The sequence below is a fragment of the Sphingomonas sp. Leaf230 genome, assembly GCF_001421745.1.
Taxonomy (GTDB): Bacteria; Pseudomonadota; Alphaproteobacteria; order Sphingomonadales; family Sphingomonadaceae; genus Sphingomonas.
This window is the reverse complement of sequence record NZ_LMKW01000009.1, coordinates 316629-333028: the sequence shown is the minus strand read 5'-3', so window position 1 is coordinate 333028 and position 16400 is coordinate 316629. Positions and strand designations below refer to the sequence as shown.

19 protein-coding genes are annotated in these 16400 nt (G+C 64.6%); 12 read left to right on the top strand and 7 right to left on the bottom strand.

Annotated elements, in window-relative coordinates:
* Positions 1 to 80: 80 nt before the first annotated feature.
* The 8 genes from ASE82_RS10620 (at position 81) to eda (ending at position 7465) form a co-directional block, all read left to right on the top strand.
* Complete coding sequence (locus tag ASE82_RS10620) at positions 81 to 425, top strand: MarR family transcriptional regulator (RefSeq protein WP_056063384.1); 345 nt, start codon at positions 81 to 83, stop codon at positions 423 to 425.
* 142 nt (positions 426 to 567) lie between these two features.
* Entirely contained in the window at positions 568 to 771 is a 204-nt protein-coding gene (locus ASE82_RS10615) for a hypothetical protein (RefSeq protein ID WP_235524658.1), read from the top strand.
* On the top strand, positions 768 to 1691 hold the full coding sequence (gene argC / locus ASE82_RS10610) for an N-acetyl-gamma-glutamyl-phosphate reductase (RefSeq protein WP_056062629.1): 924 nt from the start codon (positions 768 to 770) through the stop codon (positions 1689 to 1691). The genes ASE82_RS10615 and argC overlap by 4 nt, the downstream gene beginning before the upstream one ends.
* Before the next feature lie 45 nt (positions 1692 to 1736).
* Positions 1737 to 3200: a glucose-6-phosphate dehydrogenase gene (gene zwf / locus ASE82_RS10605; RefSeq protein WP_056062626.1), complete on the top strand. Its 1464-nt coding sequence runs from the start codon at positions 1737 to 1739 to the stop codon at positions 3198 to 3200.
* A 48-nt stretch (positions 3201 to 3248) separates the two neighbouring features.
* A complete protein-coding gene (gene pgl, locus ASE82_RS10600) occupies positions 3249 to 3953 on the top strand; it encodes a 6-phosphogluconolactonase (RefSeq protein WP_056062623.1) in 705 nt (234 codons plus the stop codon).
* A gap of 2 nt (positions 3954 to 3955) precedes the next feature.
* A complete protein-coding gene (edd, locus tag ASE82_RS10595; RefSeq protein ID WP_056062621.1) occupies positions 3956 to 5770 on the top strand; it encodes a phosphogluconate dehydratase in 1815 nt (604 codons plus the stop codon).
* Between the two features lie 121 nt (positions 5771 to 5891).
* Positions 5892 to 6860 carry a glucokinase gene (gene glk / locus ASE82_RS10590; protein ID WP_056062617.1) on the top strand — a complete coding sequence of 323 codons (969 nt, stop codon included), beginning with the start codon at positions 5892 to 5894 and terminating at the stop codon, positions 6858 to 6860.
* Complete coding sequence (gene eda, locus ASE82_RS10585; protein WP_056062615.1) at positions 6857 to 7465, top strand: bifunctional 4-hydroxy-2-oxoglutarate aldolase/2-dehydro-3-deoxy-phosphogluconate aldolase; 609 nt, start codon at positions 6857 to 6859, stop codon at positions 7463 to 7465. The genes glk and eda overlap by 4 nt, the downstream gene beginning before the upstream one ends.
* 105 nt (positions 7466 to 7570) lie before the next feature.
* Here eda and mltG read toward each other — a convergent pair whose 3' ends face one another.
* From mltG to fabD, 6 genes are all read right to left on the bottom strand, one after another.
* Complete coding sequence (gene mltG, locus ASE82_RS10580; RefSeq protein ID WP_056062612.1) at positions 7571 to 8539, bottom strand: endolytic transglycosylase MltG; 969 nt, start codon at positions 8537 to 8539, stop codon at positions 7571 to 7573.
* A 105-nt stretch (positions 8540 to 8644) separates the two neighbouring features.
* Complete coding sequence (gene fabF / locus ASE82_RS10575; protein WP_056062609.1) at positions 8645 to 9907, bottom strand: beta-ketoacyl-ACP synthase II; 1263 nt, start codon at positions 9905 to 9907, stop codon at positions 8645 to 8647.
* 121 nt (positions 9908 to 10028) lie between these two features.
* Positions 10029 to 10265: an acyl carrier protein gene (locus ASE82_RS10570; RefSeq protein WP_031393971.1), complete on the bottom strand. Its 237-nt coding sequence runs from the start codon at positions 10263 to 10265 to the stop codon at positions 10029 to 10031.
* Between the two features lie 77 nt (positions 10266 to 10342).
* Positions 10343 to 11080, bottom strand: a complete 738-nt coding sequence (gene fabG / locus ASE82_RS10565) for a 3-oxoacyl-[acyl-carrier-protein] reductase (RefSeq protein ID WP_056063380.1) — start codon at positions 11078 to 11080, stop codon at positions 10343 to 10345.
* Positions 11081 to 11091: 11 nt separating this feature from the next.
* Positions 11092 to 11511 (bottom strand): GxxExxY protein, encoded by a 420-nt coding sequence (locus ASE82_RS10560; protein WP_056062605.1) that lies wholly within the window; start codon positions 11509 to 11511, stop codon positions 11092 to 11094.
* A 27-nt stretch (positions 11512 to 11538) separates the two neighbouring features.
* A complete protein-coding gene (gene fabD / locus ASE82_RS10555) occupies positions 11539 to 12498 on the bottom strand; it encodes an ACP S-malonyltransferase (protein WP_056062602.1) in 960 nt (319 codons plus the stop codon).
* Between the two features lie 200 nt (positions 12499 to 12698).
* Between fabD and ASE82_RS10550 the strand changes: the two genes are divergently transcribed.
* The 4 genes from ASE82_RS10550 to rplI all read left to right on the top strand — a co-directional run bounded on the left by ASE82_RS10550 (position 12699) and on the right by rplI (position 14482).
* Entirely contained in the window at positions 12699 to 13055 is a 357-nt protein-coding gene (locus ASE82_RS10550) for an RcnB family protein (RefSeq protein ID WP_056062598.1), read from the top strand.
* A gap of 157 nt (positions 13056 to 13212) precedes the next feature.
* Positions 13213 to 13647 carry a 30S ribosomal protein S6 gene (rpsF, locus tag ASE82_RS10545; RefSeq protein WP_056062596.1) on the top strand — a complete coding sequence of 145 codons (435 nt, stop codon included), beginning with the start codon at positions 13213 to 13215 and terminating at the stop codon, positions 13645 to 13647.
* 2 nt (positions 13648 to 13649) lie between these two features.
* Positions 13650 to 13874 (top strand): 30S ribosomal protein S18, encoded by a 225-nt coding sequence (gene rpsR / locus ASE82_RS10540; protein ID WP_031393978.1) that lies wholly within the window; start codon positions 13650 to 13652, stop codon positions 13872 to 13874.
* An 11-nt stretch (positions 13875 to 13885) separates the two neighbouring features.
* Positions 13886 to 14482: a 50S ribosomal protein L9 gene (rplI, locus tag ASE82_RS10535; protein ID WP_056050886.1), complete on the top strand. Its 597-nt coding sequence runs from the start codon at positions 13886 to 13888 to the stop codon at positions 14480 to 14482.
* A 400-nt stretch (positions 14483 to 14882) separates the two neighbouring features.
* Here rplI and rmuC read toward each other — a convergent pair whose 3' ends face one another.
* Positions 14883 to 16331: a DNA recombination protein RmuC gene (gene rmuC / locus ASE82_RS10530; RefSeq protein WP_056062592.1), complete on the bottom strand. Its 1449-nt coding sequence runs from the start codon at positions 16329 to 16331 to the stop codon at positions 14883 to 14885.
* Positions 16332 to 16400 lie beyond the last annotated feature (69 nt).

Genomic DNA, 16400 nt, shown 5'->3' with positions numbered 1-16400 from the left:
TGACTGGGTATCGTGCACATAAATTCAGATGGCGGATCAACGCTGTGGCATCAATGGCAGCCAATACCTTATCGACCTGGATGACCGCTCTGGTGGATTACGTCCGCTCGGGTGAACCCGATCTGACCAATCGTCAGATGGCGCTTCTTCTGCTCGTTTATCTCAAACCGGGGCCGCACACGGTGCGTGGCCTTGCCCGTGCGCTCAACGTATCGAAGCCGGTCGTCACGCGCGCCTTGAACAGATTGGGTGCCCTCGGCTATCTGCGCCGGCAACGCGACGATAGCGACAAGCGCAACATCTTCGTCGCGCGCACGACCGAAGGGGCAGATTTTCTTGAAGAGTTCGGGCAATTCATCGGCGACGGCCCCGCCCCTGCTGGCACTGGCAACGGATCTGGCGGTCGCGCAGCCGCTCACGCTTGAGCCATTCGACGACCAAGCCCGTACTAGCTTTTCGCTGACGGGCCGCTCAGTCCACCTCGACCCGCGCACGCACGCGGTTCGCCGGGATATCGCCGATATTCGCCTCGCCGAATACGTATTCGCTCCACACTATGCCGTGCCGATGATACGGCCCGTCGCGCGCACAGCTTTGTTGCGCAGCGGACGAGACGAAGCGAGCGATACGATGGTCGACCTCAAGCCCGGCGACAGTTTCGAAGTGCTGGAGATTGCCGGCGTTTCCGCGTGGGGCGTTGCGCGCCCGAGCGGACTGGTCGGCTATGTCGAAGCCACGGCGCTCGATCTTTCGACGACGGACGCGGCATGACGACGGTCTTCATCGATGGGGCTGTCGGCACCACCGGACTTGAGATCCGCGAACGGCTCGCCGGGCGGACCGACATCACGCTGGCGCTGCTGCCTGAGGATCGTCGCAAGGATCCGGCGGCACGGCGCGAGGCGCTCAACGATGCCGACTTCGTCATCCTCTGCCTGCCGGACGAAGCGTCGCGTGAAGCCGTCACGCTGATCGACAATGCCCGCACGCGTGTGATCGACGCATCGAGCGCACACCGGGTCGCTGCCGGCTGGACCTACGGCTTCCCCGAACTGCCGGGCCAAGCGGAAAAGGTCGCGAGCGCGATGCGCGTGTCGAACCCCGGCTGCTATCCCACTGGTTTCCTCGCGCTCGTCGCGCCTCTGGTCACCGCCGGTCTCATCCCCGCCGACCTCCCGCTGAGCGTCAACGCGACCTCGGGTTACTCGGGCGGTGGCAAGGCGATGATCGCGGCGTTCGAGAATGGCGAGCCGGCGACGGCCTTCCGCGCCTACGCGCTAGGCCTCGCGCACAAGCATATCGCCGAGATGACGCAGCACGCTGGCCTTACCCATGCGCCGATCTTCGCGCCCGCCGTAGCGAACACCTACCGCGGCATGGTCGTCGAAGTGCCGCTGCACCTCCACGCCCTGCCTGGCCGCCCCACGCTCGCGGCGATCGAAGACGTGCTGCGCGCAGCATTCGATGGCTCGAAGCTCGTCTCGGTTGCCCCCGGCGATATCGGCTCGGTCGATATCGAGGAGAACGCAGGGACCGATCGCCTGACGCTGCGGGTCTGCGGCAACGACGCGGTCGGTCATGCGCGGCTGGTCGCGACGCTCGACAATCTGGGCAAGGGCGCCGGCGGTGCCGCAGTCCAGAACCTCAACATCATGGCCGGGGTCGATCCCGTAGCCGGCCTCGTTTTCTAGGACCGGCGTTTCCCGCCCGGTCCATCGCCAAATCCAGGAGCTTTCATGCACCGTAATCCCGTAGCCAAGCTGCTCCTGTTCGGCGCGACCGGCGATCTCGCGCAGCGCATGCTGCTGCCGTCGCTCTATGGCCTGCACGCCGACGGGTTGCTGCCAGAGGAACTGACGATCACCGGCGCCGCGCGTCACGAGCATGACGACAAGGACTATCGCAAGTTCGCGAAGAAGGCGCTCGACGAGTTCCTGCCTGAGGATCGCAAGGACGAAAGCGCGATCGGGACGTTCCTCGACCGGATCTTCTACCAGCCGACCGATTTGTCGGACCCTGCGAGCTTCCAGCCGCTGGCGGACAAGATCGGCGATATCTCGGGCGGGCTGGCGATCTACCTGTCGACCGCGCCGTCGCTGTTCGAAGCCGCGATCGAGGGACTGCACAAGGTCGGCCTGGCTGGTGAGACGGTCCGTGTCGGCCTCGAGAAGCCGCTCGGCTACGATCTGGAAACCAGCCGCGAGATCAACGATTCGGTGGCGAAGGCTTTTCCGGAAGACCGGACCTATCGGATCGATCATTATCTCGGCAAGGAGACCGTCCAGAACATCCTCGCGCTGCGCTTCGGCAACTCGTTCTTCGAGCCGGTGTGGAATGCGCAAGGGATCGACAACGTCCAGATCACGATCTCGGAGACCGTCGGGCTGGAAGAGCGCGCTGGCTATTACGAGACCGCGGGTGCGCTTCGCGACATGGTCGCCAACCACATGCTCCAGCTTCTCGCGCTGATCGCGATGGAGCCCCCCGCGCGCTTCGAAGGCACCGACGTCCGCGACGAGAAGTCAAAGGTTTTCCGCTCGTTGCGCATGATCAAGCCCGAGGAAGTCCCGCACGTCACGGTCACCGGCCAGTATGGCGAAGGCGCGGTGAAGGGGAAGTTCGTCAAGAGCTACTCTGACGAACTCGGCCAGGCTTCGACCACCGAGACGTTCGTCGCGATCAAGGCGCATGTCGATAATTGGCGCTGGCAGGGCGTGCCGTTCTATCTGCGCACCGGCAAGCGCATGGCGACGCGCCGCAGCGAGATCGCGATCCAGTTCAAGGCGGTGCCGCATTCGATGTTCGCGGGGCGTGGCGGGCTGCTCCAGCCCAACATGCTGATCATCCGCCTCCAGCCGGAGGAATATATCCAGCTGCTGGTGATGGCGAAGGAGCCGGGTCTCGACCGCGAGGGCGTCCGCCTACGCGAGGTTCCCCTGAACCTCAGCATGGATGCGGAGTTCGCGGGCTCGCGCCGACGGATTGCGTATGAACGGTTGCTGCTCGACCTGATCGAGGGCGACCAGACCTTGTTCGTGCGCCGTGACGAGGTCGAGGCGCAATGGACCTGGATCGACGCGATCCGCGAGGGCTGGAAGGCCAACGCGATGAAGCCCAAGAGCTATGCGTCGGGGAGCTGGGGTCCGTCGGCCGCGATCGCGCTGACCGAACGCGACGGCGTGACCTGGCAGGACGACTGAGTTTTCGGGGAGGAAACACCCTCCCAAAGGTTTTCAAGGAAAGATCGAATGACCGAAATCGAATGGTGGGAATATGACGACGCGGGCGAGCTTGCCAACGCGGTCGCGGGTGATATCCAGTTCGTCATCGAAAGCGCACTCGACGCGCGCGGCTCGGCGGTGATCGCGCTGGCGGGCGGCAAGACGCCGTTCGCTGCGTATGAGAAGCTCGCCCAGGCGAAGCTCGACTGGAAGAAGGTCACGATCATCCCCGGCGACGAGCGGATCGTGAAACTCGGCGATCCCTTGTCGAACGTGACGGCGCTGGCGAAGATCTTCCTCCCCAAGGGCGCGCGCGTGAAGCCGATCGTTCCCGAGGCGATGTCGGACTACAAGGCGGCCGGTCGTTCGGCGGATGCTCTGATGCAGGACCTGCACTGGCCGCTCGACTTCTGTCTGCTGGGCATGGGCGGCGACGGGCACACCGCGTCGATCTTCCCCGGCCCGGATTACGACGAGGCGCTGAGCGGTCCGAAGGAACGCCGCGCGCTCGGCGTGATGCCCGATCCGCTGCCGCCTGAGGCTCCGCTCGCGCGCGTGACGTTGTCGGCGGCGGCGATCGCGTCGTCGAAGGCGCTGATGATCATGATCACCGGCGACGCGAAGAAGAAGGTGCTCGAGCAGGCGATCGAACAGGGGCCTTCCTCGTCCTATCCGATCGGCCGCGTGCTGGCCGAGGTCGAGCTGCCGGTCGACGTGCACTGGGCGCCGTGACGATGCTCAACGCCGTCGTTTCCGCTGTGACCGACCGGATCATCGAGCGCTCGCGTGACAGCCGCGCCGCCTACCTCGCGCTGATCGAGCGCGAGGCGGCGGCGCAGGTCCGGCGTCCCGGTCTCGGCTGCGCGAACCTCGCGCACGCCTATGCCGGGACCGAGGAAGACCGCGACGCGATGAAGGCCGATGCCGGGATGAACATCGGCATCGTCACCGCGTATAACGACATGCTGTCGGCGCACGCTGTCTACTACCGCTACCCGGAGCTGATGAAGATCTGGGCGCGTGAGGCGGGGGCGACTGCGCAGGTCGCGGGCGGCGTGCCGGCGATGTGCGACGGCGTGACGCAGGGTTATCCGGGGATGGAGCTGTCGCTGTTCAGCCGCGACACGATCGCGCTGAGCACGGCGATTGCGCTGTCGCACGGAACGTTCGAGGGCGCGGCGTTGCTCGGCATCTGCGACAAGATCGTGCCTGGGCTGCTGATGGGCGCGTTGCGTTTCGGGCATCTGCCGATGGTGCTGATCCCCGGCGGGCCGATGCCGACCGGCCTGCCGAACAAGGCCAAGGCCGCCGTTCGCGAGAAGTTCGCCGAGGGGCTGGTCGGGCGCGACGAGCTGCTCGAAGCGGAGATCGGTGCATATCATTCGAAGGGCACGTGCACCTTCTACGGCACGGCGAACACCAACCAGATGATGATGGAGGTCATGGGCCTCCACATGCCGGGCGCGGCATTCGTCAATCCGGGTACCAAGCTGCGCCAGGAGCTGACGCGGGCGGCGGTGCACCGGTTGGCGAAGATCGGCGCGCGGGGCGATTCGTATCGACCGCTCGGGCATTGCGTCGACGAGAAGGCGATCGTGAACGCCGCAGTCGGCCTGCTCGCGACCGGCGGCTCGACCAACCATCTGCTCCATGTGCCGGCGATCGCTCGCGCGGCGGGGATCATCATCGACTGGGAGGATTTCGACCGCCTCTCCTGCGCGGTCCCGCTGATCGCGCGCGTGTATCCCAACGGTTCGGCGGACGTGAACGCGTTCGAGGCTGCCGGGGGCATGCCCTATGTGATCCGCGAGCTGCTCGGCGAAGGGCTGTTGCACGGCGACATCATGACGATCGGCGGCGACGACCTGTCGGCCTATGCGAAGACCGCGGTGGTCGAGGGTGATACGCTCGGCTGGCGCGATACGCCGGACAGCGGCGACGAGACGATCCTCCGTCCTGCGACCGCGCCGTTCTCGCCCGATGGCGGCATGCGGATCCTCGCGGGCAATATCGGCCGTGCGTGCATCAAGGTGTCGGCGGTCGAGCGCGAGCGCTGGATCGTCGAGGCCCCCGCGATGGTGTTCGACGACCAGCTCGACGTGATCGAGGCATTCAAGCGCGGCGAACTGGAGAAGGACGTCGTCGTCGTCGTCCGCTTCCAGGGGCCGCGCGCGAACGGGATGCCGGAACTCCACAAGCTGACGCCCCCTTTGGGGGTGTTGCAGAATCGTGGGTTCAAGGTGGCGCTAGTTACCGACGGCCGCATGTCGGGCGCGAGCGGCAAGGTGCCGTGCGCGATCCATTGCTCGCCCGAGGCGCTGCTCGATGGCGCGATCGGGTTGATTCGTGATGGCGACATGATCCGGGTGGATGCCGTAAATGGCACTCTTGAGGCGCTGGTCGATGCGGATGTGTGGGCAATGCGCGAAATGGTCGCGGTTCCGCCACCGGTGAGCGGGATGGGTCGCGAGCTGTTCGGGATGTTCCGCGGGCTTGCGGACGAGGCGGAGAAGGGTGCGTCGGCGATGCTGGCGGGCGCTGGGCTTTAACCCCCCGTCACCCCGGACTTGTTCCGGGGTCCACCGTTCCGCATAGCCATCGGCGGTAGAATTTGCGGCACCGTGGATGCCGGAACAAGCCCGGCATGACGGGTGTAAGAGGAAGCATGACATGGAAATCGTAGCGGCAGATATCGGCGGAACGCATGCCCGCTTCGCGATCGCCGAGGTCGAGAACGGCCGCGTCGTGTCGCTCGGCGAGCCGGCGACGCTGAAGACCGCGGACCACGCGTCGCTTCAGACCGCGTATCAGGCGTTCGAGGCGGGGCTCGGCCGCCCCCTCCCCCGCGCGCTCGCGATCGCGGTCGCGTCGCCGGTCGCGAACGATGTCATTCGCCTCACCAACAACCCGTGGATCATCCGCAAGTCGCTGATCACCGAGCGGCTGAAGGCCGACCAGTGGGTGGTCGTCAACGATTTCGGCGCGGTCGGTCATGCCGTCGCGCAGGTGCCGAGCAGCGACTTCATCCACCTCTGCGGTCCCGATACGCCGCTGCCGTCCGAAGGCATCACGACGATCTGCGGCCCCGGCACCGGGCTCGGCGTCGCGCAGTTGCTGCGACGCAAGAACGGCTATCAGGTCCTCGAAACCGAGGGCGGCCACATGGACTTCGCCCCGCTCGACGGGATCGAGGATGCCTTATTGCAGCGGCTGCGCAAGACGTTCACGCGCGTCTCCGCCGAGCGTGTCGTCGCCGGGCCTGGCATCGTCGCGATCTACGAGACGCTCGCCGCCTTGGAGGGCCGCGCGGTCCCCAGCCATGACGACAAGACGATCTGGACCGAGGCGATCGACGGCACCGATTCGATCGCGCTCGCCGCGCTCGACCGCTTCTGCCTCGCGCTCGGCGCGGTAGCGGGCGATCTGGCGCTCGCACAGGGCGCCAAGGCGGTCGTGATCGCGGGCGGGCTCGGCTTCCGGATCAAGGATCGCCTGATTCGCTCGGGCTTCGACCAGCGCTTTGTCGCCAAGGGCCGCTTCCAGGGCATGATGGCAGCGATGCCCGTGAAGCTCATCACCCATCCCCAGCCCGGCCTGTTCGGCGCCGCGGCCGCCTTCGCACAGGAACATACGCAATGACCGTCACTATCGCAGACATCATGCAGACCAGCGCCGTCATTCCGGTGCTGGTGATCGAGGACGCCGCGCTTGCCCGTCCGCTCGCCGAGGCGCTCGTCGCGGGCGGGTTGCGCGTACTCGAGGTGACGTTGCGCACTGGCGCCGCGCTCGAAGCCATTGCCGAGATGAAGAAGGTGCCGGGCGCGATCGTCGGCGCGGGCACCGTCGTCAATACGCAGCAGTTCACGCAGGTCCGCGATGCTGGCGCGGAGTTCATCGTCTCGCCGGGCCTGACCGAACGCCTCGCCACGCCGATCATCGAGAGCGGTATTCCGTTCCTGCCGGGGATCGCCAACGCGGCGGACATCATGACCGGGCTCGACCTGGGGCTGACGCACTTCAAGTTCTTCCCGGCCGAGGCGAATGGCGGATTGAAGGCGCTGAAGGCCTTGGCCGCGCCGTTCTACCAGTGCAGCTTCTGCCCGACCGGCGGCATCACCGAGGCGAGCGCGCCCGAGTGGCTGGCGTTCAAGCCGGTGCTCTGCGTGGGGGGGAGCTGGGTGACCGGCGGAACGATGGCCGAGATCGAGATCAAGGCTCTTGCGGCTAACGCTTTGCGGGCCTAGTCGTCATCCCAGCGAAAGCTGGGATCTCGTGTCACACAGTCCGTCCCTGCGGCCCGATATCCCAGCTTTCGCTGGGATGACGAGAGTGAGTCGGAACGCCCCGCGTTACATTTCGCCGCGGGCTTTGCGGATCGCGTACCATTTCTTCACGTTGGCGTTGTGTTCGGCCAGCGTGTTCGCAAACACGTGGCCGCCGGTGCCGTCTGCTACGAAATAGAGCGCCTGGGTCTGCGCCGGGTCGAGCACCGCGTCGATCGAAGCGCGGCCTGGGTTGGCGATCGGGCCGACCGGCAGGCCGGCTTCGGCATAGGTGTTGTAGCCGTTCTTCGCGTGCAGTTCCGACCGCAGGATGCGGCGGCCCAGCGGGCGGCCCTTGGTGATCGGGTAGATCACAGTCGGATCGGCCTGAAGCGGCATGCCGTTGCGAACACGGTTGCCGTAGACCGCGGCGACGGTGCGGCGTTCGGAGGGCTTGCCGGTTTCCTTTTCGACGATCGAGGCGAGGATGATCGCCTGTTCGGGCGTCGTCACTGCGATGCCGGGCTTGCGCGCGGCCCAGGCGGTGGCGAGGTAGGTCTTCATCGCCGCCTGCATCCGCGTGACGACCGATGCGCGGGTGTCGCCGGCCTGGAAGGCGTAGCTGTCGGGGAGAATCGAGCCTTCCGCCGGGACGGGCACGGTGCCGGTGAGGCCATCCGCCTTCGCCAGCGCGTCGTGCACGAGGACCGAAGGATAGCCTTCGGGGACGACGACGAGGCGCTGGACGACCTTGCCACCTTGCATCAGCTTGAGGATGTCGGACTGGCTGGTGTGTGGCGCGATGCGGTATTCGCCGGCCTTGATCGGGTCGCCCGAGCCGAACACGCGGGCGTACAGGCGAAAGCGTCGGGCCGAGGGGATCGCGCCGGCCTTTCCGAGTTCGGTGGCAGCGCCGGCCAGCGTGCTGCCTTCGCCGATCTGCACGGTCAGCGTGCGCGGTGCGGGGCCAGCGCCGCCCCAGCCCTGGACGACCAGGAACAGCGCAACGACTGCCGCCAGGGCTAAGACGAGTCCGAAACAGCCGACCTTGCGCATTGGTACTCCTTGGATCCCCGCGAAGGCCGGGACCCAGACTGGGCCCCCGCCTTGGGCCCCATCAAAGTATTACTTTGATGGGTGACCCTTCGCGGGGGAACAGGATTACTGGACCTTCGTCATCAACAGCGACGCGTTGGTGCCGCCGAAGCCGAACGAGTTGTTCAGCACCGCACGGACTTCACGCTTCTTGGCCAAGTGCGGGACTAGGTCGACACCCACGCAGCTGTCGCTCGGATTGTCGAGGTTCAGCGTCGGCGGGACGATCTGGTCGCGCAGCGCGAGGATGCAGAAGATGCTCTCGACCGCACCGGCACCGCCGAGCAGATGCCCGATCGCCGACTTGGTCGACGACATCGACAGACCCGAGATCGCATCGCCGAACAGGCGGCGGACTGCGCCCAGTTCGAGCTCGTCGCCCAGCGGCGTCGAGGTGCCGTGCGCGTTGATGTAATCGATGTCCTCGAGCTTGAGGCCCGACTTCTTGATCGCCATCTGCATCGACCGAAACGCGCCATCGCCTTCCGGATGCGGCGCCGTCACGTGATACGCATCGCCCGACAGACCGTAGCCGATCACTTCGGCATACATCTTCGCACCACGTGCCTTGGCGTGCTCGTATTCCTCGAGCACCAGCACGCCCGCGCCCTCGCCCATCACGAAGCCGTCGCGGTCCTTGTCGTACGGACGCGAGGCCTTCTCAGGCGAATCGTTGAAGTTGGTCGACAGCGCGCGGGCCTGCGCGAACCCAGCGATGCCGAGCGGGCAGACGGTGCCTTCCGCGCCGCCCGCGAGCATCACGTCGGCGTCGTCCATCGCGATCATCCGCGCGGCATCGCCAATGGCGTGCGCGCCGGTCGAGCAGGCGGTGACGACCGCGTGATTCGGACCGCGCAGGCCGTATTTGATCGAGACCTGACCCGAGATCAGGTTGATCAGCCGGCCATGGACGAAGTGCGGCGAGACACGGCGCGGGCCCTTGGTGTGCAGCACGATCGATTCGCTCTCGATACCCGGCAGACCGCCAATGCCCGAGCCGATCGAGACGCCGGCACGCCAGCTCTCTTCGAGCGTCATCTCGGTCAGCCCGGCGTCCTCGAGAGCCTGGCCGGCAGCGTCGATGCCGTAGATGATGAACGGATCGACCTGGCGCTGGACCTTGTGGTCGACGCGCTTGCCGGGATCGAAGCCGTACTCGTGGTCGGCCGGCTTCACCTCGCAGGCGATGCGGCACACCTGATCGGACGCGTCGAAGCGCGTGATCGGGCCCGCACCCGACTTGCCGGCGAGGATATTCGCCCAGGCCGTTTCAACATCCGCCCCCAAAGGGGTGACCAGGCCTAGCCCGGTTACGACGACACGCCGCATGGCTTCAAACTCCGTCTGCTCTCAAAACGAAACGGCTCCCCGCCCTCTTTGCCCAAGGACGGGGAGCCGCTCAAATCACACCCTTCAGGGCAGGTCCAAAGTTTTGAACCCTAGACCCTGATCAGGCCTTGTGCTCGTCGATGTAGGTGATGGCGTCCTTGACGGTCGCAATCTTCTCGGCGGCATCATCGGGGATCTCGACGCCGAATTCTTCCTCGAACGCCATGACGAGTTCGACGATGTCGAGGCTGTCGGCACCCAGGTCGTCGATGAAGCTCGCGTCCTCGGTCACCTTATCGGCTTCGACGCCGAGATGCTCGACGACGATTTTCTTCACGCGGTCAGCGGTCTCGCTCATGGTAGTTCCCTCTTCAAATCTGGGGGTTTTCGGTATTTCCTGAACGCACCTAGAACGCGGCAGTTCAGCGCGCAAGTTCAGATCATCGCCATCCCGCCGTTCACGTGCACGGTTTGTCCCGTGACGTAGCCGGCTTCGCGGCTTGCTAGGTACACCACGGCGGCACCGATGTCTGCCCCTTCGCCGAGGCGACCGGCGGGAATCTTCGTGGTGAGTGCCGTCTTCTGAGCCTCCGGCAGCGCATCGGTCATCGGCGAGGTGATGAAGCCGGGCGCGACGCAGTTGACGGTGATGCCGCGGCTGGCGAGTTCCTGCGCCATCGACTTCGACATGCCGATGAGCCCCGCCTTCGACGCGGCGTAGTTCGCCTGGCCGGGATTGCCGGTGACGCCGACGATCGACGTGACCGAGATCATCCGGCCAAAGCGCGCCTTCATCATCGGCTTGGCGGCGGCGCGCATGAGGCGGAACGCGGCTTCGAGGTTAACGCGGATGACGCTGTCCCACTCGTCGTCCTTCATCCGCATCGCCAGATTGTCGCGGGTGACGCCGGCGTTGTTGACGAGGATGTCGAGCTTGCCGAGCTTTTCCACCGCCTGGGGGACGAGCGCGTCGACGGCAGCGGCGTCGGAGAGGTTGCAGGGCAGCGCGACGTGGTCGCCTTTGAGGGTGGCGCGGAAGGCTTTGAGCTTGTCGGCGTTGGAGCCGGATACGGCGAGGCGGGCGCCTTGGGCGGCTAGGGCCTTGGCGATCTCGGACCCGATCCCGCCGGATGCCCCCGTGACGAGGGCGGTCATGCCTGTGAGGTCGAACATTTTGGTCTCCATCAGATTTTGTTCACGCGAAGGCGCGATGGCGCGAAGGGGGTGTAGCCGTTGACGATCCGGCGGAGCCCCTCCTTCAGCGTTTCGCCTTCGAAGTTGATCAGAAGCCCCAAGGGCTGTTTGGTTAGTCGCAGATAGGTCAGCAATTGCTTTGCGTGAGCGGCATTCAGCCGCTCGACCGATTTGATTTCGACGAGCAGCCGATTGCCGATGATGAGATCGATGCGGAACGCGGCATCAAAATGCATCCCTTCAAAATCGATCGAGACAGAGCGTTGCCGCTCGACCTCATATCCCAGACTGACGAGCTTACTCGCCAACACTGTTTCATAGACGCTTTCAAGCAATCCGGGCCCAAGCTCCCGGTGAAGGCGAAGCGACACATCAATGACGTCGGAAGCGGCAGCCTCAAGATCCATCATCTTCGCGCCTTTGCGCCTTCGCGTGGATCACATCTTCTTCACCAATTCCTCGATGTCGTCCATCGTGATGACGCTCGTCGTTTCGACGTCGGGAGTGATGCGCTTGACCATCGGGCTGAGCACCTTGCCGCCGAATTCGACGAAGTGGTCGGCCCCCGCCGCATGCATTGCCAACACCGATTCGCGCCAGCGGACCATGCCGGTGACCTGCTGAACCAACAGGTGACGGATCGCGCCGGGGTCGGCGACGGCAGTTGCGTCCACGTTGGCGAAAACCGGGACCAAAGGCGCGCGGAGGTCGGCGTCCAGGAGCGCGGCTTCCATCGCTTCCGCGGCGGGCTGCATCAGGGGGCAGTGGAAGGGGGCGGAGACGGGCAACAATACCGCACGCTTGGCGCCGAGGTCCTTGGCAAGCGCGATCGCCTTTTCGATGGCAAGGCGGTGGCCGGAGATGACGACCTGCGACGGATCATTGTCGTTGGCGACGGTGCAGATCAGTTCGGGGCCGCCTTCCGCGAGGATCGCGTCGACTGCGGCGCCGGCGATCAGCTGCGCCTTTTCAAGGTCGGTGCCGAGCAACGCGGCCATTGCACCCTCGCCTACCGGGACAGCAGCCTGCATCGCGCGGCCGCGGAGTTTCAGGAGGCGGGCGGTGGTGGACAAGTCGAGCGCACCGGCGGCACACAGCGCGGTATATTCGCCGAGGCTGTGGCCGGCGACGTAGTCAGCCTTGTCGGCAAGGCGGATGCCGCCTTCCTTCTCGGCGACGCGCAAGGTGGCGATCGCGTTCGCCATGATCGCGGGCTGCGCGTTCTCGGTGAGGAGCAGGTCGTCCGCGGGCCCTTCGCTCATCAGGCGGAACAGGTGCTGGCCGAGCGCCTCGTCGACTTCGGCGAAGACCTCGCGGGCGGTGGCACTGGCGTCGGCGAGCGCCTTGCCCATGCCGACAGACTGGCTCCCCTGGCCGGGGAAGATGAACGCGCGCATGGCCTCTCCTCTGTGTTCGGTCTTCGTTTGAACGCGGGGCCTATAAAGGTGCGCGTCGAGTTGCAACCTGAACGAACCTCGCGGCCTTGCGACAATATGCGACCATTTCGCCGACCTTGCGACAATCGCCTGCGACAATCGGCTCCCAGATTATGGAGGACGCCGCAGCAACGGCGCCGTGTTTCAAACGGGAGATTATCATGAAGAAGTTCATCCTCAGCGCGCTTGCCGTCACGCTCGTCGCCAGCCCGCTGCTCGCCGCAGCGCCTGCCGAAGCGCAGCAGCGTCGCGAAGTCACTACCGTACGCCACAACGACAACGGCCGCACGGTCGTCACCAAGAAGACCGTCACGCGGGCGCCACAATATCGCAACTGGCGCGCTGGCCAGCAGTTCGATCGCCGCCAGGCGCAGAACTACCGGGTGATCACGACGTACAAGACGTATCGCCTTGCTGCTCCACCGCGTGGCAGCCAGTGGGTCCGATCGGGCAACGACGCGCTGCTGATCAACGGTCGCGGCAACGTGGTGCAGGTTCGTGGCGGCGCGTTCCGGTAAACCTGAACACCTTGCCTTTGCCGGATAATCGGCTAAGGCCCTTTGCAACCGGGGTGAGAGATTCGCGTCTCTCGCCCCTGTTTGCATTCTAGACGACAGCCGGAGGGGTGCACGCATGGGGCGTGTATCAGCGATCGGCCAAGACGAAGGACAAGACATGGCTCTTTACGAGCACGTGTTCCTTGCGCGCCAGGATCTGGCACAAGCGCAGGTGGACGCACTGGCGGAAATCGCCACCAAGATCGTGAACGACAACGAAGGTCGGGTCGTAAAGACCGAGAACTGGGGCCTGCGTTCGCTGGCGTACAAGATCGCCAAGAACCGCAAGGCGCACTATGTCATGCTCGAGATCGATGCCCCGGGCAGCGTGATCGCAGAGCTGGAGCGCCAGACCCAGATCAACGAAGACATCATCCGTTACATGACGGTCAAGGTCGACACCCTCGAAGAGGGCCCGACCGTGATGATGCGCAAGTCGGATCGTGACCGCGAGCGTCGTGGCGACCGTGAGGGTGGCCGTGGCGACCGTCCGGATCGTGGCGATCGTCCCGATCGTGGCCCGCGCCGCGACCGTGAAGAGGGAGCAGAATAATTATGGCACGTCCATTCTTCCGCCGCCGCAAGAGCTGCCCGTTCTCCGCTAAAGACGCTCCCCGGATCGACTATAAGGACGTCCGGTTGCTGCAGGGCTTCGTGTCCGAGCGTGGCAAGATCGTCCCGTCGCGTATCACTTCGGTGGCCGCAAAGAAGCAGCGCGAACTGGCCCAGGCCATCAAGCGTGCGCGTCATCTGGGCCTGCTGCCCTACATCGTTAAGTAAGGAGCGCCCCCATGGACGTCATTCTGCTTGAGCGCGTCGAAAAGCTTGGTGCTATCGGCGATGTGGTGAAGGTCAAGGACGGTTACGCACGTAACTTCCTGCTTCCCAACAAGAAGGCGCTTCGTTCGAACGAAGCCAACCGCAAGGTGTTCGAGTCGAACCGTGCGAAGATCGAATCGGACAACGCATCGCGTCGCAGCGATGCCGAGACCGAAGCGAAGACCTTCAACGACGCGACCGTGACCCTGATCCGTCAGGCGTCGAACACCGGTCAGCTCTACGGTTCGGTCGCGGTTCGCGATCTGGTCGATGCGCTGGTGGCCGACGGTCACAAGGTCGGCAAGTCGGCGATCGTGCTCGACAAGCCGATCAAGGCGATCGGTGTCTACACCGTCAAGGTATCGCTGCACCCCGAGGTGTCGGTGGCCGTTAAGGTCAACGTCGCCCGCTCGCCTGAAGAGGCCGAGATGCAGGCTTCGGGCGTCGACGTGATGTCGTCGATGTTCGAGCGCGACGAGGCTGGCTTCGTCGAGGATTACGATCCGAACGCAGAGCCCGGCGCGACCGCCGAAGCACCGCGCGACCAGGAGGAAGAGGCGCAGGGTTGATCCCTTCGCTTCCCTTCTAGCCGATACAGAAAAGGCCCGCCCGGAGTGATCTGGGCGGGCCTTTTCTTTTGTGCTTTTGCGGTGCCGCTCAGGGGCAGGTTACGCAGGCGCCGATCATTGCTGCGAAGGGGATCAAAGCGCAGAAGAGGGGGACTAGGTGTTTCATGACCGGATGACTCTTGGGGGTGTTATCCGGTTAATGCGCAGGGTCAGGAAAGGTTGCCGAGAGGTGAACGAATTTTGTACCGATCGGTTTTCGGTGCAAGAACTTTACTTGCTTACCACCCCGGCGAAGGCCGGGGCCCAATTGGGAAAGCTAGAGTAACGGATCGCAGCGCTCATCATTCGCGTCCCCCAAATGGGCCCCGGCCTTCGCCGGGGTGGTTCACAACTGCTAGTGTCAGCTTTCGACGTTTTCCGGCTTCTCGATCAGTGCAGGTCCCTCGCCTAGCGCTAGCGCATCGACCGAGGACACGTCCTCCAAGTCACGCGCGCCCGTCTCGATATTCAGGTCGCGGAACTTGCGGCCGGTTACCATCAGGCGGCCGTTGAACGAGTTGGTGAAGCCGTTGAAGTTTTTCACGGCAGTGTTGAGGCCAGTTCCCACTCTGCGTAGGTCCTCTGCTACTTTAGCGAGACGATCGTACATCTCCTTGCCAAGCGCACCAATCTGCTGCGCCTGTTTAGCCATCTTTTCCTGACGCCAAACTGCTTCCACCGTCCGCGCTATTGCAATCAGGTTAGTCGGCGTCGCTAGCAGAACACGCTGGTCAAACGCGTAATCCCACAGTGATGGGTCATATTCGAGTGCCGCTGATAGGAAATGCTCGCCGGGAACGAACATGACGACGTAGTCTGGAGTATCAGCAAACTGGTTCCAATAAGCCTTTTGTCCGAGACTATTAACGTGAGCTCTCATAGACGCGGCGTGTGATCGTAGACCAAGTTCGCGCTCACTTTCGTCAACGGCTCCAAATGCATCCTGATATGCGTTCAATGAAACCTTGGCATCGATAACGAGACTCCGCCCCCCAGGAACCTTTACGATGGCGTCAGGACGCAGGCGGCTGCCGTCTTCCTGCGTTACGCTGACTTCGGTCTGGAAGTCTGTGTGTTCGCTCAGGCCACAGGTTTCGAGGACGTTCTTCAGTTGTTGTTCGCCCCAGCGGCCTCGGGATTTGGGGGCGTTGCGGAGCGAGTTGACGAGTTTGGCCGCTTCGGTCGAGACCTTTTCCTGGCCCAGGCGCATCTGTTCGATCTGGCCCTTGAGGTCGCCGAACGCATCGCGGCGCTCGGCTTCGACCTTGGCGACGCCTTCCTCGTAGCGTTGCAGGCGGTCGCTGACGGGTTGGAGCATCGATTTCAGGTTCAGGCCGGCGGACTCTTCGGACTGGCGGAAGCGGGCGTCGGCGCGTTCGAGGAAGGTCTTCTGTGCGTCGCTGAGCAGCTTGTTGGCGACGTCGCCGAACTGCGCGGCCATGACGTCCTTCGCCTCGCGCAGTTCGAGCAGGCGCGCTTCGAATGCCTCGCCTTGTGCTTTCAGCGTGGCGATTTCGGTGCGGGCGGCGTCGCGGTCGGTGCGGATCGTGGCGAGGTCGAGGCGCAGGCGATCGGTGTCGGTGGCGCGCTCGGCGTTCTGCGCGCGGAGCGTGGCGAGGTCCTGCATCGCGGCGTTGCGTTCGCGTTCTACGGCATCGCGGGCGGTGCGGATGAGGTCGGCGTCGGCGACCTTGGTTTGGGCGACGGCGAGTTCGCTGGCTAGGGTGGCGGCTCGGCGGGAGGCCAGGAGCCAGCCGAGGAGGATGCCGGCGGCTAGCGCGAGGACGGCGATGATGGCGAACTCAGCCATTTTGCACCGGCGAATTTAGCTGGAAGTGCACAAAGTGCAGACGCTGGCGCAGCAATTTCAGGGGTGAGA

Coding starts and splice junctions, on each gene's coding strand:
- ASE82_RS10615 (WP_235524658.1), top strand. CDS start 568: ATGATACGGCCCGTCGCGCGCACAGCTTTGTTGCGCAGCGGACGAGAC.
- ASE82_RS10560 (WP_056062605.1), bottom strand. CDS start 11,511: ATGATGGATCTTGAGGCTGCCGCTTCCGACGTCATTGATGTGTCGCTT.
- fabF (WP_056062609.1), bottom strand. CDS start 9,907: ATGCGGCGTGTCGTCGTAACCGGGCTAGGCCTGGTCACCCCTTTGGGG.
- rmuC (WP_056062592.1), bottom strand. CDS start 16,331: ATGGCTGAGTTCGCCATCATCGCCGTCCTCGCGCTAGCCGCCGGCATC.
- glk (WP_056062617.1), top strand. CDS start 5,892: ATGGAAATCGTAGCGGCAGATATCGGCGGAACGCATGCCCGCTTCGCG.
- mltG (WP_056062612.1), bottom strand. CDS start 8,539: ATGCGCAAGGTCGGCTGTTTCGGACTCGTCTTAGCCCTGGCGGCAGTC.
- eda (WP_056062615.1), top strand. CDS start 6,857: ATGACCGTCACTATCGCAGACATCATGCAGACCAGCGCCGTCATTCCG.
- ASE82_RS10550 (WP_056062598.1), top strand. CDS start 12,699: ATGAAGAAGTTCATCCTCAGCGCGCTTGCCGTCACGCTCGTCGCCAGC.
- rplI (WP_056050886.1), top strand. CDS start 13,886: ATGGACGTCATTCTGCTTGAGCGCGTCGAAAAGCTTGGTGCTATCGGC.
- pgl (WP_056062623.1), top strand. CDS start 3,249: ATGACCGAAATCGAATGGTGGGAATATGACGACGCGGGCGAGCTTGCC.
- rpsF (WP_056062596.1), top strand. CDS start 13,213: ATGGCTCTTTACGAGCACGTGTTCCTTGCGCGCCAGGATCTGGCACAA.
- ASE82_RS10570 (WP_031393971.1), bottom strand. CDS start 10,265: ATGAGCGAGACCGCTGACCGCGTGAAGAAAATCGTCGTCGAGCATCTC.
- rpsR (WP_031393978.1), top strand. CDS start 13,650: ATGGCACGTCCATTCTTCCGCCGCCGCAAGAGCTGCCCGTTCTCCGCT.
- ASE82_RS10620 (WP_056063384.1), top strand. CDS start 81: ATGACCGCTCTGGTGGATTACGTCCGCTCGGGTGAACCCGATCTGACC.
- fabD (WP_056062602.1), bottom strand. CDS start 12,498: ATGCGCGCGTTCATCTTCCCCGGCCAGGGGAGCCAGTCTGTCGGCATG.
- fabG (WP_056063380.1), bottom strand. CDS start 11,080: ATGTTCGACCTCACAGGCATGACCGCCCTCGTCACGGGGGCATCCGGC.
- argC (WP_056062629.1), top strand. CDS start 768: ATGACGACGGTCTTCATCGATGGGGCTGTCGGCACCACCGGACTTGAG.
- zwf (WP_056062626.1), top strand. CDS start 1,737: ATGCACCGTAATCCCGTAGCCAAGCTGCTCCTGTTCGGCGCGACCGGC.
- edd (WP_056062621.1), top strand. CDS start 3,956: ATGCTCAACGCCGTCGTTTCCGCTGTGACCGACCGGATCATCGAGCGC.